Origin of the sequence: Wolbachia endosymbiont (group B) of Ischnura elegans, from assembly GCF_947251585.1 — a bacterium.
In the GTDB taxonomy this organism is placed as follows: domain Bacteria; phylum Pseudomonadota; class Alphaproteobacteria; order Rickettsiales; family Anaplasmataceae; genus Wolbachia.
In genome coordinates, this window is record NZ_OX366371.1 from 2,036,900 (window position 1) to 2,051,027 (window position 14,128).

A 14,128-nucleotide genomic window follows, 5' to 3' on the forward strand; every position below is an offset into this window, starting at 1 on the left:
ATTAATAAATTTACTAAGTAAAAAAAGGCAAAAGAATCCCTATATAGCGAGTTTTAATAATGTAAATTGATAATGTGCTAACAAGCGTGTTTTGGCTGAAGTAGAAAAAATTTAAAAAACATGCAGCCGCTATAATTTTTATGTAATCTGCCAATAAATATCTGAGTTTTGTTGTTAAACCCGCGGAGATTAAAAATAAGGATAAATACTCTTATTGATATAAGAAGAAAAGTGGGAAGGTTTGTCAAGCCGCTTCTATGCACCTGAGCATTGATCATACGGGTTCTATCTGTTATATATAGTCTTTTGCATACGAAGAAAACTGATGAATGAGTATGATATTACAGTTATAGGTAGCGGTCCTGGTGGTTATATAGCAGCAATTAGAGCGGCGCAGCTTGGACTTAAAACTGCAATTGTTGAAAAGGAGGAAAATTTGGGTGGTATATGCTTAAATTGGGGATGTATACCAACAAAATCGCTACTTAGAGCGTCTGAAGTTTATAGATTAATAAGAAGATCAGAAGAATTTGGCATAAAAGTAAAGGATACAAGTTTTGATATACAATCAATAGTGAAATATTCAAGGAACGTTGTTGATAAGCTATCAAGTGGTGTTGAGTATTTGATGAAAAAAAATAACATCAAAGTTCATCAAGGCTTTGGTAAACTTGCAGGTAACTATGTTGTAAAAATTCTTAATGATAAGAAGGAGGAGGAAATTTCTTCTAAGCATATCATTTTAGCAACAGGTGTAAGGGCAAGAAATCTTCCTGGAATCGAAGTAGATGGAGATTTAATATGGAATGCGCAGCACGCTATGACTCCAAAGAAGTTACCAAAATCTCTACTAATCATAGGTTCTGGTGCGATAGGAATAGAGTTTGCAAGTTTTTATAGTACTTTGGGAGTTGATGTAACAATTATAGAAGTAAAAGACACTATTTTGCCGCTGGAAGATAAAGATATTTCAAATTTAGCACAAGAAATATTCACAAAACAAAGGATAAAAATATATACAAACAGTAGCGTAAAAGCTTTGACTAAAAATAAAGACTTTGCTCAAGTGTTACTAAGTAGTGGTGAGAGCAAAGAATTTGATAGGGTGATTGTTGCAGTTGGCGTGCAAGCAAACACTGAAAATATAGGTTTAGAAAATACAAAAATTAAGTTGAGTCCTTCTGGTTTCATTGAAACGAATGAGTGGTATGAAACAAGTGAATCAAGTGTGTATGCAATAGGTGATGTAGCTGGTCCCCCATGTTTAGCGCATAAAGCAAGTCATGAAGCTGTAATCTGTGTTGAGAAAATTGCCGGTAAAAATGCTCATAAGTTAAAAAAAGAGTGCATACCAAATTGCACTTACTCTCATCCGCAAGTAGCAAGCGTTGGCCTTACTGAGGAACAGGCAATAAAAAGTGGATACGATATAAAAGTAGGAAAATTTCACTCCAACTTTAATGGTAAATCTATTGCACTAAGTGAAACTGAAGGTTTAGTGAAAACAATTATAGACAAAAAAACAGGCGAACTTCTTGGAGCTCACATGATAGGAGCGGAAGTAACAGAGTTAATTAGCAATTTTGCTCTTGCAAAGCAACTAGAGGGAACAGACTGCGACATAAAATCTACGATTTTTCCTCATCCAACTATTTCGGAAATTATACACGAATCAGTACTTGCTGCAGATGATGAATCGTTAAATAGTTAAGCTAACGATCCATTGTTTTAGAGCTACAATTATCCTGATTAGGCGATTCAATTCTAATAGATTGATTACCAATATCAGATTTTTCTAACTTTTCTTTTAACCCTTCAGCTGCTTCTTTCACTTCAAGCTTTTTTTCCTGATTAAGATCCTCTGGGCTTTTTCTTTTACTGTCTAAACCTTGTTGTCTATCAATATTTTTATTGAGTTGTTCTTGCTGAGGTAGATCAACAACTGAGTTAAAAAGAGCTTTTATTATGTTTTTTAATAAACCTCCGCTTCTGCTTTGCTCTTGAGGCTTATTTTTTACGTTAGATTCTTTTTTGCTGTCACTATTTTTAGGCATTTTTAACTCAACTATCATAAAGCTTGATAAAATTTTACATGCAAAGTATTAAAAAATAATTAACAATCTATTATCAAATTACTACTTACAGATGACTATTATTCTAGCAACAGGCGGTACAGGTGGGCATGTTTTTCCAGCTATAACCTTAGCAAAAGCACTAAAGGTACAAGGGCACAATTGTATATTATTCAATGATCAAAAAACCATCAATATAGAAAGTTATATTTTACCATTGTGCAAGCCAAGTGGCAACAAATTGAAGTTTCTCTTTTTGTTAATGTATAGTTGTGTATTAGCACTGTATCAAACGAGAAAATTAAAACCAAAGCTAATCATTGGTTTTGGTAGCTACGCTTCTTTTCCAACTCTTCTTGCAGCAAAGATTCTTTCTATACCTATAGTTTTACATGAACAAAACACAGTTTTAGGGAGGGTAAATAGATTCTTTTTCAAGAGTGCAAAATTAATTGCAACTAGCTTTCCAGAGACTAAGTATGCAGAAGGTAGTAAATGCGTTTTTACAGGAAATTTTGTCGATATAGAAGCACAAGGCTATTCTAGAGCTGAAACAGTTTTAAACGTGTTAATAATAGCAGGCAGTCAGGGTGCAAATTTTTTTGATGATGTAGTGAGCAGCGTAATTTGTGATCTACCTGTTGAAGTAAAAGAGAGGATTAGAGTAACGCAGCAATGTACAAAGAAAAATATAAACAAGGTCAAGAGTCTATACAAAAGTGAAGGAATTGATTGTGAGTTAAGTGAGTTTTTCGATGATATGGAAAATAAACTGGCCAATGCTCATTTGGTAATTAGCAGAGCGGGGGCAACTTCAATAGCAGAGATTACTCTTGCTGAGCGTCCTGCTGTATATATTCCTTATCCTCACTCAAAAGATAACCATCAATTTTATAATGCAAAACATATTGAAGATTCGGGAGCAGCTGTAATAGTTGAGCAAAATAGTAACGCGAAAAAGAATCTAGGAGAGTTGCTAGTTGATTTATTGCAAAATTGTCAAAAATTGCGTGATATGGCTAATAATACTAAGAAAACAAGAATAAGGAATGGAGTTACTGAATTTATTAAGGCAATAGCTCAAGAACTTAGTTGACGAATTGCTTTTTCTTCAAATGCATTCCATAGTTCTTTTTCTAGTGATTTACTATACAACTTATTGATATAAACTACTCCCGTAGGTGAGGTAGTATTAATTTCGAGCAGGAAGTCATCTATAATATCAATACCAACAAATATTAGCCCTCTTTTCTTTAGCTCAGGACCAATTTTATTACATATTTCGTTGTCTCTATCATTCATTTGGGCAGGCTCAAAACTTGCTCCGAGTCTCAAATTTGTTCTGATTTCTCCGCTAGACTTTGGAACTCGCTTCATTACTCCTATTGGCTTTCCATCCAGTAGCAGTATTCTTTTATCTGTATTTATCTTTTTACAAAATGCTTGTGCAATTACAGGACATTCATATTTTGCAATCATGAGATCGACTACCACTTGAATGCTATTTTGGTCTTGTATTCTTATTACGTCATTTCCTCCATAGCTATATAGTGGTTTCAAGATGATATCTTGATAGTCGTGACAAAAATTTCTAATCATCGATATATTTTCAGTGATCAAAGTTGGAGGAATTAGCTCTAGAAATAGTGAAGTAATTAATTTTTCAGGACAGTTTCTTATTTCTGTTGGATTATTTATTACTAACGCAGTAGTCTTTTCTAAGATATAGGTTGTTGTAATGTACCGCATATCAAAAGGTGGGTCCTGCCTGATAAGTATGATATCCATTTCATTCAAATCTATAGTTACATCTTCTTTAGAAGTAAAACCAAAATCATCAACGCTGACTTTCTGAGCAAGAGCAATTGACTGATTTAACTTGAGTGCTAGATTATTAGGAACATAGACAAAAATTTCGTGCTTTCTCCTCTGCGCTTCTTTTATTAATGCAAATGTAGTATCAGTTTCAAAGTTTATATTTTCATCCATTTGAAAAGCTACTTTCATTTATCCTCCCTTCCTATTACAATATACTATAGTACCATAAAAGTGTTAATAATGGAGCAAAGTATGGAATTAACAGTAGGAAATAATGCACCTGATTTTAGTTTGCCAACAGATTCTGGCGAAATTTTATCGCTGAGTGAATTTTTTGATAAAAAAAATGTAGTCCTTTATTTTTATCCTAAAGACGATACTCCGAGCTGTACAATGGAGGCAAAAGGCTTTAGAGACAAAATAGAAAATTTCTCTTCTCTTGACACAGTGATAATTGGTGTATCAAAAGATAGCGTTAAGTGCCACGCTAACTTCAAAGCAAAATATTCTTTGCCATTTTCTTTAGTTTCTGATGAAAATGCTGAAATGTTGGAAAAATATGGTGTTTGGGTAGAAAAAAGCATGTTTGGCAAAAAGTATATGGGAATAGAGCGCACTACTTTTTTAATAGATAAAAAAGGTAAAGTAGTGAAGATCTGGAAAAACGTAAAAGTTAGTGGACATGTTGATGAGGTTCTAGAAGAAGTAAGGAGAATATAAATTAAAGAATGACTACCCATTGCTATATAAAAAAACTGAAATTATATAACTTTCGTAGTCATTCAAACTTTGAACTGGATTTAGATGATAGACCAGTTGTAGTAACTGGCAAAAATGGTATTGGAAAAACTAATATACTTGAAGCAATCTCATTGCTTGCTAAAAGCAACGGAATGAAAAAAGCAAAAATCAATGAGATGCAAAATAGGCGCAGTAATGAAAGTTGGGTAGTGTATTATGATTTTTTCAATGGAGCAGAGCTTAACTCAATTGGTATAGGAAAGAATCTTAATAAGAAATTAATACAAATTGATGGGAAAACGCAGTCAAGCTACTCATCTTTGTATAGAATATCTAATGTAATATGGCTAATTCCACAAATGGACTATATTCTTCTTAATTCTCCAAGTGACAGGTTAAAATTTTTAGACCGTATAGTTTCACTATTTGAAGAAAATTACACCTATTGCTACATGAAATATAGAAAAGCTAAGCATGAGAGAAGTAAATTGCTTAGAGAGAATATTTTGGACGAAAGTTGGCTCTCTAGTCTTGAAAACGTCATGGCTACCAATGCAATTGATATTTTACGTATGCGATCATCTGTTTTAAAGATATTACAAGACACAATTGATAACCATTCCTGTAAGCTTTTTCCGAAGGCAAGTTTGAAATTCAGCAGCCAGCTAACTTTGGACGATACTGCAGAATATTTTCAGAATCGTCTAAAGGAAAACAGAGAAAAAGACTCATTAACTGGTAGAGTAACCTTTTCTGTACATAATGATAATTTTTGGGTTTTTTGCCAAAAAGGGGACATGCCAATAAATCTTTGTTCTACTGGAGAGCAAAAGCTATTACTGCTTTCTATCATCTTATCTAGTGTAAAAGCAAGGTGTATTCATTACAATAAAGCACCTCTTCTTCTGCTTGACGATATAATGTCGCATCTGGATAAAGATTACAGAAAGGTGTTAATGGAGGAGGTGTTAAGCATTCAATGTCAAACTTGGATAACCGATGTAAATCAAGATAATTTCAATAACTATCTTTGCTCTTTCAAGTTTTTTGAATTATCAAGTAAATAAATTTCAAGCGTGCTGTCATACATCAAGCTCATATTCGGTATGTAAATCTCTAATTAAAGCCTCAGCGTGTTTTTTTTGAACAACTATACTGATCTTGATTTCGGACATTGTGACAGCAAGTATTTCTATCTTTTTTTCGCTTAAAACCTTGAGTGTGCGGTACATCACTTCAGTGTTAGACATAACACCAATACCAATTATTGAAATTTTAGCTATATTATTGTTTACGACATAATTTTCATTTTTGTTCAATAACTTTGTCATTAAATCAACATCAAATTTAGAAATCAAAAAGCTTGACCCATGTATCATGTCAATTTTAACGTTTGCTCCTGCTATATCTCTTAAAGTATCCAGAGTATTTGCAAAGTTAGTAAAAGTTACAAGAGCTTCGTGAGTGCTATAAGTTATTCCAGTAATTAAGTATCTTTCCAGTACATCTTTTTCGTGTAGTACTGTAGTGCCTTCTACTTCCTCAAAAGTGGATAACACCTGCACCTTAATATTATGCTTCATTGCAAGTTGTACTGAACGATTATGCAATATTTTAGCACCAGATGACGACATCTCCAATATTTCATTGTAAGAGATAGATTTAAGCTTGCGTGCCCTTGGAACAATTTTTGGGTCTGCTGTATATATTCCGTCAATATCAGTAAAAATTTCACAAGTCCTAATACCAAAGACTACAGCAAAGGCAATTGCTGAGATATCAGATCCTCCTCTACCAAAAGTAGTGATTCTATCATCGTGTATACCCTGAAAACCAGCAATGATTGCAGCAGTATAACCCTCAGCAAAAGATCTTTTTACATGGTCAATTTTTATCTTTTTTATTTTAGACTCAGAATAAAAATTATCCGTTACAATTGGTAACTGCCAGGCGAGCCATGATTTAGCATTAACTCCGATAGATTGAAGAGTGATAGCTAATAATGCGCAAGAGATCTGTTCTCCTGCTGAAAGGAGAACATCATACTCTGATAACTCTTGTCTACAATTTAAATTTGAAATTTGCCTAGCTTGAAAAACCATTTGGTCAGTGAATCCTGAAGCAGCAGATACAACAGCGATTACATTACAACCTTTCTCAATATCATTTTTTATCAGGTTTGCAACTCGATTTAAGTCAGTTAGTGAAGTCCCACCAAATTTTTTTATGATTATTTTGTTCATAGTTACAATAAGGTCAATTTTTCACCTTTCTAGAGAGTACAGTTGTTTAATTAAATGTGTTTTTCTGGTCACTAATTAAAGTGATATAGGGCTATTCATCTTTATCATTACCAAGTTCTTTTAACATACTGTAGTTGCCTTTTCTAAATTTACCTTTTAAAGATGTAACTCCACTTTCGCTAATTCCACTTAAACTTAATGCTGCTCCACCTAGCTGCAATCCAATTTCAGATGTTTCGGGAATAATTTTACTAGCCCCTAGATCTTTATAAACCTCCACATTATTCAAATCTGGCAAACGTATTATAATATTTACATGCGGAAAATTTGCTGCAACTAGAGAAACTATTTTCTTTATAGTAACTTCGTTCTTTATCGAAACCACAAGAGCTTGAGCTCTTTCTATTCCTACTGATTTTAAAATTTCATATCTTGTAGCATCTCCAAGATATATAGGAAAACTGTCATTTTTTCCTTCTTTTACTATTTTTGATTGAATATCTACAACAACATAACTTAAATGCTCTGCAGTAAGCATTTTTGTTACCATATATCCCACTCTACCAAACCCAGCAACTATTACGTGATTATAAAGGTCTTGTGTGTCTGTTTCGATTGCTTCATCGTCTAGTATTATTTTTTCAGTGCTAAATGAATTTGCTATCCACTCTCCAATTCCCGATAAAAGAGGAGTAAAAGCCATAGTTACTGTAGTTACCATCATAAGCACTTGAGCGATTTCACTTGATAGTACATCTAATTCATCTGCTAAACGGAATAAAATAAATGCAAATTCACCGCCTTGTGCAAGCAGTAATCCAGCTTGTATTGCAGGTGCACTTCTAAATCCAAAAAATCTACACAATGTATATATAATGGACGTCTTTAAAACGATAAGGACAATTGATAATAAAGTAACGAGTGGTAACTTATTGAGTAAAAGGTCAATATCAATAGACATGCCAACAGTCATAAAGAATAAACCAAGAAATAAGTCTTTAAATGGCAATACTGCATGTTCTACCGAATTCCTGTGTTCTGTTTCTGCAACTAGTAACCCAGCAACAAATGCGCCTAATGCCATTGATAAATGAAATTGTTCAGTAATAAATGCTGATCCTAATATTATCAGAAGTGTTGTTGATATAAAGATTTCATTACTCTCCATTTTGGCAATAACCGAAAACAATGGCCTCAGTAATAACCTACCAGTTACAAATATCAACACCAATGCAATAGCTGCTTGCACTAATGAGCCTGCCAACGAGCTTATTAAGCTGTGTTCAGAATTGCCAGTAAGCAGGGGCACTAGTACTATTAGAGGTACCACTGCAAAGTCCTGCATTAGTAGCACTGCTATTGACAATCTACCAACTTGGCTTGCTTGAGAACCCTTTTCTTGCAGAACCTGCAACACTATTGCTGTTGAGGATAGTGCAAGTCCACCACCAATAACTGCTGCCATGTTTGTATTTACTCCAAAGGCAAGAGCAATGCACCATATTGCTATCATGGTAACTATAACTTGAAGGGAACCAAACCCAAACACATGCCTACGCATAGCGATAAGGCGTTCAAATGTCAATTCAAGACCTATAATGAACAATAGGAAAACTACGCCAAACTCTGCAAAGTTATCCATTACTTCAACTGAATGTATCAGATTAAATCCATGAGAACCAATCAATGCACCTGCAACAAAGTAACCAAGTACTGGGCTAATATTCATTTTCCAAAACGCTATGACTATAAACACAGCAGCAGAGAGTAAAATTATAATATCAAACAAATGCTGAGAGCCGCTGTGCATAATATTTAACCTGTAGAATTAGACCATTTTATTGAACAACCAATGCTTGATTTTTGGTCAACTGGAGGATTGCTAGTTTCTGCAATAAATTTCATGGCTTGAAATAAATCACTACTTCCTACTTCGTAATTTTGAACTTTCTCTTTTTTTGTGTTGTTAAAACGCCCGCGATAGCAGAGGGCTAGTTTGGAATTAAAACCAAAAAAATCAGGGGTACAAACAGCACCATACTCTTTAGCTACTTCTTGGTTATTGTCAATCAAATATGGAAATGTAAACTTATTTTCCTTGGCAAAATTAATCATGTTTTCAAAGGAGTCTTCTGGGTACTCATTTACATCATTTGACATGATTGCAACGGTGTTTACCTGATAATCTTTTTTCAACAAATTAACATCGCTTACTAGATTGCTAATAATTGATTGAACGTAAGGACAGTGATTGCATATAAACATTACAATGAGACCATTTTCCCCATAGCAGTCACTTAATGTATAATATTTGTTATCCACTCCCAGGAGATTGAAATTCTTTGCAGTAAAGTCTAAATCTATCTTAGGAGTGTCTAGCGTAACCATAGCTCATAGAGAATTGTATACCATAATTTATGATCTTATTGCTTAAATGTCAAATGGTTTCTATGTACACTGTTTGCATTTAGCATTGTAATTATAAAATTTATGTTCATAACCTTCGAAGGAATAGATGGTTCTGGTAAAACAACACAGTCTGAGTTACTTGCAAATTATTTCAAGCAAATTCACGGTGAAAATAATGTCGTATTGACTAGAGAACCAGGTGGTACTGATTTTGCAGAAAAAATAAGAGGATTACTACTTAAGGATAATATTGATCCTATTTCTGAACTCTTGCTGCTTATCTCGATGAGGCACGAACATATGAAAAAATTAATATTGCCAGCTCTTAAAGAGGGAAAGACAGTTATTTGTGATCGATTTATCGATTCAACTATTGCGTATCAAGGGTATGGACTAGGTGTTGACTTGAGTCTAATAAGAGACTTACACAAATTAGTGGAAATTAAATATCCAGATATCACATTTATTTTAGATATTGATGTTCAAGTTGGACTCAGCAGAGCAAAGGATAAAAATAAGTATGAAGAAATGAGCATTGATTTCTATCATAAAATTCGAAAAGGATTTCAAGAAATAGCTATAAAAGAATCTAATAGATGTAATGTTATTACTGGAATTGAAAAAAAAAGTGATAATCATGTACACAATGAAATTATTGATATTGCAAAGACTTAGCTATACGTATTGAACTTTTGCTAACCTAAACAGTTACTGCATTAACCTGTGGTAAAAAATTATCAATTTTAGGTGACGTTATTTCATACGAAAGACTCTCTTTTTGATTAGCTAAAAAACTTTGTATTTCATTTTTAGGTTTTTCACTTATTGTTCTATATATTCTTGCGCGATTAATTAGCTCATTTCTACTATTCTTATTGCTTACTTCAGTTATGGTAAAAAATTGATCAAAGTGATTTAACAGATCCTCGTCTTTTATCGAGGATGCAACGCTATCAATTTCTCTTACATATAAAGCAAGTTTGTGCGCTTTGCTACGATCCTCAAAACAAAAGTACTTTACAAAACTTATTTTTTGTAATATCTCTTGTTTCTGCTAGCAAAAATCCGATTCCGTCTTGGCAATTCACTCTCTTAACTGACTCAGCAGATACCGAGAACATTTTCTCTACAGACTTTTTCTCACAACCAAAAAGAAACGTATAATATCCCATAGACAGAGTCAAGAGAAGGAATATAGCTGGAAGCAAGAATGGAGCAAGTAGATTTTGTGATTCAGGAAAGATAAACCAGACGGCAGTTGCTGCTGACACAGCTAAAAATAATCATGACATAACGAGTTTTATTTTTCTTCTGTATCCGTTATCAATAACTGTATTTATGCCAATAAAAGCTACATCAACCATTGCTCATACCTCACTAAAAGTAATATTAGCTTAATAATAGCATTGTTGTGATAAGAAATCAATATTATGAATATTTTAATTAATTTATAAAATCATCCAACCAAATAGAAAAAAGGCAAAAGAAGTCCCGAATGGCTTTGTTGCATAGCACTGATAGGCATGTAAATCACAATGAACTTACGCAGCTAATTTAAATTTAGCCATACCAATATCAGTAAATTTGTTCAGTAAGTAGCACTTAATTAACAGCTCTTTTTCACGATTTACCTCTGATTTATTTTTCAAGCCAAACCCAAATATTTGCTTCAACCTATAGAAAAAGACTTCAATATAAGACCGTGCTCCATACTTAACTTTTTTCTTCCATTCATTAATACCATCTTCATAATTCTCATATGACCTAATTCTACTAATATACTTGTTTCTTTCTGATAAGTAGTCAGCTAAACAAATTTTAGTATCCTTCCTAGGGCGAATAATAGGCACAATATTGTATTTTCTGCATTCTTTATACACACTTTTTATATCATAAGCCGCATCTGCTCGAATAGAACAAATGTTATATTTATCACTGACTTCTTCTAACATATCGCAGACCGGCAAATAGTCTACAGCAACACCACTAGTGTAGTTCATGCTTATTGCTTTCTTATCATTTATGTTTAAAATAACATGTAATTTTCTTACTTGACCATAACCACTGTATTTTCTTTTTCGAATATTAAGCTTACTATGCCCACCGTTATTATTGTAGATACTAACTCTAGTGCTATCTACGGCAATTTCAACATTTTCCAGATCATCTTTATTGCTTCTATGGTCATCAATCTTCAAATTAAGCTTTTTAAATCTTCTGGAAGCTTGTGTATAGCTGATAATCTTAAGTTTTTTGCCTATTTGTACCATATAACCTTTTACAAAACCTACAGCTTGTCTCAAGCCAATTCTAAAAAGATGAACTATTATGTGTATTAAAATTACAACTTTATCACTATAAGTGTTATTGCCACCTGCAACTTTTGGACTATTTTCATACCAATTTTCTATGGCTTGATTAACAAAATGAAAAACATTTCCTCTTTTTTTTAGAAACTCATTATATTCTCTTTGGTTACTTACTCTCATTTTTTGTGGCATAAGTTATACTTGTTTGAAAAATGCCTATTTTACAACAAAATGCGTTAGTAACCATAAGCTTTTCTCCTTACAATAACCTCAACCAACACTAGCTATGCAACAAAGCCGTCCCGAATAGCGAGTTTTAATAATTTAAATTGATAATGTACTAACAAGCGTGATTTGGCTAAATGTAGAAAAAATAAAAAAGACATGCAGCCACTATAATTTAATGTAATTCACCAATAAATACCTTAAGTTTTTTACTGAATGTTGCGATTGAGCCTACAGGTCAAAAACAAGCTTTGAGTCAGAAATACCATTGCTATTATAATAAGAGAAATCGCGATGTTTGTACAATTGAAAGATGGTTGCGGGAGTAGGATTTGAACCTACGACCTTCAGGTTATGAGCCTGACGAGCTACCGAGCTGCTCCATCCCGCGTCGTTGCTTATTTATTATTATATGCGTAATAATAATAAATAAAAGAATAAAATCACACTATTACATATATTTATATATCTATTAACCTTTCTTAACATGATAGTAAATTATATACATAACAATCTGTGCAATGAAAAATATAACTTGATATTGTGGTTCCCTGTTTTTCAGTGTGCAGGAATTTTAACCTATTTCTCATTAAATTTTGAACCAAGCTGTGCTTTCACTATATCTATTTTTCTCTTGCTTTCACCTATACTAATTCTGATTGCAATATTATACAGGAAATACGCAATATTATGCATTTCTTTAATTGCAGTGCTCATAGGATTTACAGCCAGCAAATTCAGAACAGATTCAGTTAATACTCACATTCTTGATAAGGAAAGGTATGTGAAAGATATTGTTGCTATAGTGAAGGATATTAACGATAGGGGCTCATATAAACAATTTTTGCTTTATGAAATAAAAAACACGAAGTTCAAGCTGGATAACATCAGAATATCAGTTAAAACCAAAGCGGAAGAAGGCATTAAAATAGGGGATCAAGTAAAATTATCAGCAAAACTCTTTCCTCCAAAAATTGCGCCTTCGGAATATGCATATGATTTTGCAAGAATAGCATATTATCAGAAAATAAGTGCAACAGGCTTTGCAACAAGCAAAATAGTCCTGTACAAAAAGGCTGAAGCAAGAAAATTTCAAGAGTATATAGAATCTTTCCGTCAATATATCTATGAAAACCTACAGCAAAATACCAAAAAGCCACACGCGGACATAATCTCTGCATTATTAATTGGCAAAAAAGACGGGATAGATCAAAAAATTATGAATGCGATACGAGATTCAGGTATAGCACATTTATTCGCTATATCTGGTTGGCTTTGTTGCATAGCACTGATAGGCATGTAAATCACAATGAACTTACGCAGCTAATTTAAATTTAGCCATACCAATATCAGTAAATTTGTTCAGTAAGTAGCACTTAATTAACAGCTCTTTTTCACGATTTACCTCTGATTTATTTTTCAAGCCAAACCCAAATATTTGCTTCAACCTATAGAAAAAGACTTCAATATAAGACCGTGCTCCATACTTAACTTTTTTCTTCCATTCATTAATACCATCTTCATAATTCTCATATGACCTAATTCTACTAATATACTTGTTTCTTTCTGATAAGTAGTCAGCTAAACAAATTTTAGTATCCTTCCTAGGGCGAATAATAGGCACAATATTGTATTTTCTGCATTCTTTATACACACTTTTTATATCATAAGCCGCATCTGCTCGAATAGAACAAATGTTATATTTATCACTGACTTCTTCTAACATATCGCAGACCGGCAAATAGTCTACAGCAACACCACTAGTGTAGTTCATGCTTATTGCTTTCTTATCATTTATGTTTAAAATAACATGTAATTTTCTTACTTGACCATAACCACTGTATTTTCTTTTTCGAATATTAAGCTTACTATGCCCACCGTTATTATTGTAGATACTAACTCTAGTGCTATCTACGGCAATTTCAACATTTTCCAGATCATCTTTATTGCTTCTATGGTCATCAATCTTCAAATTAAGCTTTTTAAATCTTCTGGAAGCTTGTGTATAGCTGATAATCTTAAGTTTTTTGCCTATTTGTACCATATAACCTTTTACAAAACCTACAGCTTGTCTCAAGCCAATTCTAAAAAGATGAACTATTATGTGTATTAAAATTACAACTTTATCACTATAAGTGTTATTGCCACCTGCAACTTTTGGACTATTTTCATACCAATTTTCTATGGCTTGATTAACAAAATGAAAAACATTTCCTCTTTTTTTTAGAAACTCATTATATTCTCTTTGGTTACTTACTCTCATTTTTTGTGGCATAAGTTATACTTGTTTGAAAAATGCCTATTTTACAAC

The 14,128-nt window shown here is 33.0% G+C and carries 13 protein-coding genes, 1 tRNA gene and 1 pseudogene; 6 read left to right on the top strand and 9 right to left on the bottom strand.

Annotated elements, in window-relative coordinates:
* Nucleotides 1-325 precede the first annotated feature (325 nt).
* Nucleotides 326-1,711, top strand: coding sequence for a dihydrolipoyl dehydrogenase (gene lpdA, locus OPR58_RS10485; protein WP_139686719.1), 1,386 nt, complete (start codon nucleotides 326-328; stop codon nucleotides 1,709-1,711).
* Nucleotide 1,712: 1 nt separating this feature from the next.
* Here the strand turns inward: lpdA and OPR58_RS10490 are convergent, their stop codons facing one another.
* Complete coding sequence (locus OPR58_RS10490; RefSeq protein ID WP_264376009.1) at nucleotides 1,713-2,072, bottom strand: hypothetical protein; 360 nt, start codon at nucleotides 2,070-2,072, stop codon at nucleotides 1,713-1,715.
* 73 nt (nucleotides 2,073-2,145) lie between these two features.
* Here OPR58_RS10490 and OPR58_RS10495 point away from each other — a divergent pair, with 73 nt between their 5' ends.
* On the top strand, nucleotides 2,146-3,168 hold the full coding sequence (locus OPR58_RS10495; RefSeq protein ID WP_265022645.1) for a UDP-N-acetylglucosamine--N-acetylmuramyl-(pentapeptide) pyrophosphoryl-undecaprenol N-acetylglucosamine transferase: 1,023 nt from the start codon (nucleotides 2,146-2,148) through the stop codon (nucleotides 3,166-3,168).
* Here the strand turns inward: OPR58_RS10495 and gshB are convergent.
* Nucleotides 3,153-4,079, bottom strand: coding sequence for a glutathione synthase (gshB, locus tag OPR58_RS10500; protein WP_265022646.1), 927 nt, complete (start codon nucleotides 4,077-4,079; stop codon nucleotides 3,153-3,155). The two genes, OPR58_RS10495 and gshB, sit on opposite strands and share 16 nt — an antisense overlap.
* 63 nt (nucleotides 4,080-4,142) lie before the next feature.
* On the opposite strand from gshB, the gene bcp reads away from it, so the two are divergent.
* Together bcp and recF are read left to right on the top strand one after the other, a co-directional pair.
* Nucleotides 4,143-4,610: a thioredoxin-dependent thiol peroxidase gene (gene bcp / locus OPR58_RS10505; protein ID WP_265023198.1), complete on the top strand. Its 468-nt coding sequence runs from the start codon at nucleotides 4,143-4,145 to the stop codon at nucleotides 4,608-4,610.
* Nucleotides 4,611-4,618: 8 nt separating this feature from the next.
* Nucleotides 4,619-5,698: a DNA replication/repair protein RecF gene (gene recF / locus OPR58_RS10510; protein WP_264336463.1), complete on the top strand. Its 1,080-nt coding sequence runs from the start codon at nucleotides 4,619-4,621 to the stop codon at nucleotides 5,696-5,698.
* 15 nt (nucleotides 5,699-5,713) lie between these two features.
* Here recF and OPR58_RS10515 read toward each other — a convergent pair whose 3' ends face one another.
* The 3 genes from OPR58_RS10515 to OPR58_RS10525 all read right to left on the bottom strand — a co-directional run bounded on the left by OPR58_RS10515 (nucleotide 5,714) and on the right by OPR58_RS10525 (nucleotide 9,262).
* Nucleotides 5,714-6,874, bottom strand: coding sequence for an aspartate kinase (locus OPR58_RS10515; protein ID WP_265022647.1), 1,161 nt, complete (start codon nucleotides 6,872-6,874; stop codon nucleotides 5,714-5,716).
* A 91-nt stretch (nucleotides 6,875-6,965) separates the two neighbouring features.
* On the bottom strand, nucleotides 6,966-8,684 hold the full coding sequence (locus OPR58_RS10520; RefSeq protein ID WP_265022648.1) for a monovalent cation:proton antiporter-2 (CPA2) family protein: 1,719 nt from the start codon (nucleotides 8,682-8,684) through the stop codon (nucleotides 6,966-6,968).
* Nucleotides 8,685-8,689: 5 nt separating this feature from the next.
* Nucleotides 8,690-9,262 (bottom strand): thioredoxin family protein, encoded by a 573-nt coding sequence (locus tag OPR58_RS10525; RefSeq protein WP_265022649.1) that lies wholly within the window; start codon nucleotides 9,260-9,262, stop codon nucleotides 8,690-8,692.
* A gap of 102 nt (nucleotides 9,263-9,364) precedes the next feature.
* Between OPR58_RS10525 and tmk the strand changes: the two genes are divergently transcribed.
* Entirely contained in the window at nucleotides 9,365-9,958 is a 594-nt protein-coding gene (gene tmk, locus OPR58_RS10530) for a dTMP kinase (RefSeq protein ID WP_010403811.1), read from the top strand.
* A gap of 326 nt (nucleotides 9,959-10,284) precedes the next feature.
* Here tmk and OPR58_RS10535 read toward each other — a convergent pair whose 3' ends face one another.
* From OPR58_RS10535 to OPR58_RS10545, 3 genes are all read right to left on the bottom strand, one after another.
* Nucleotides 10,285-10,554: a hypothetical protein gene (locus OPR58_RS10535; RefSeq protein WP_265022650.1), complete on the bottom strand. Its 270-nt coding sequence runs from the start codon at nucleotides 10,552-10,554 to the stop codon at nucleotides 10,285-10,287.
* 270 nt (nucleotides 10,555-10,824) lie between these two features.
* Entirely contained in the window at nucleotides 10,825-11,784 is a 960-nt protein-coding gene (locus OPR58_RS10540; RefSeq protein WP_265022212.1) for an IS5 family transposase, read from the bottom strand.
* 347 nt (nucleotides 11,785-12,131) lie between these two features.
* Nucleotides 12,132-12,208, bottom strand: a tRNA-Met gene (locus tag OPR58_RS10545).
* Nucleotides 12,209-12,304: 96 nt separating this feature from the next.
* Here OPR58_RS10545 and OPR58_RS10550 point away from each other — a divergent pair.
* Nucleotides 12,305-13,087 (top strand): annotated as a pseudogene (locus tag OPR58_RS10550) (ComEC/Rec2 family competence protein); the annotation flags it as partial.
* Nucleotides 13,088-13,132: 45 nt separating this feature from the next.
* Here OPR58_RS10550 and OPR58_RS10555 read toward each other — a convergent pair.
* A complete protein-coding gene (locus OPR58_RS10555; RefSeq protein ID WP_265022212.1) occupies nucleotides 13,133-14,092 on the bottom strand; it encodes an IS5 family transposase in 960 nt (319 codons plus the stop codon).
* Between the last annotated feature and the right edge of the window lie 36 nt (nucleotides 14,093-14,128).

Excerpts from the sequence above, each read along its gene's own strand:
- recF (WP_264336463.1), top strand. The coding sequence starts at position 4,619 with ATGACTACCCATTGCTATATAAAAAAACTGAAATTATATAACTTTCGT.
- OPR58_RS10520 (WP_265022648.1), bottom strand. The coding sequence starts at position 8,684 with ATGCACAGCGGCTCTCAGCATTTGTTTGATATTATAATTTTACTCTCT.
- gshB (WP_265022646.1), bottom strand. The coding sequence starts at position 4,079 with ATGAAAGTAGCTTTTCAAATGGATGAAAATATAAACTTTGAAACTGAT.
- bcp (WP_265023198.1), top strand. The coding sequence starts at position 4,143 with ATGGAATTAACAGTAGGAAATAATGCACCTGATTTTAGTTTGCCAACA.
- OPR58_RS10555 (WP_265022212.1), bottom strand. The coding sequence starts at position 14,092 with ATGCCACAAAAAATGAGAGTAAGTAACCAAAGAGAATATAATGAGTTT.
- lpdA (WP_139686719.1), top strand. The coding sequence starts at position 326 with ATGAATGAGTATGATATTACAGTTATAGGTAGCGGTCCTGGTGGTTAT.
- OPR58_RS10490 (WP_264376009.1), bottom strand. The coding sequence starts at position 2,072 with ATGATAGTTGAGTTAAAAATGCCTAAAAATAGTGACAGCAAAAAAGAA.
- OPR58_RS10525 (WP_265022649.1), bottom strand. The coding sequence starts at position 9,262 with ATGGTTACGCTAGACACTCCTAAGATAGATTTAGACTTTACTGCAAAG.
- OPR58_RS10540 (WP_265022212.1), bottom strand. The coding sequence starts at position 11,784 with ATGCCACAAAAAATGAGAGTAAGTAACCAAAGAGAATATAATGAGTTT.
- tmk (WP_010403811.1), top strand. The coding sequence starts at position 9,365 with ATGTTCATAACCTTCGAAGGAATAGATGGTTCTGGTAAAACAACACAG.
- OPR58_RS10515 (WP_265022647.1), bottom strand. The coding sequence starts at position 6,874 with ATGAACAAAATAATCATAAAAAAATTTGGTGGGACTTCACTAACTGAC.
- OPR58_RS10495 (WP_265022645.1), top strand. The coding sequence starts at position 2,146 with ATGACTATTATTCTAGCAACAGGCGGTACAGGTGGGCATGTTTTTCCA.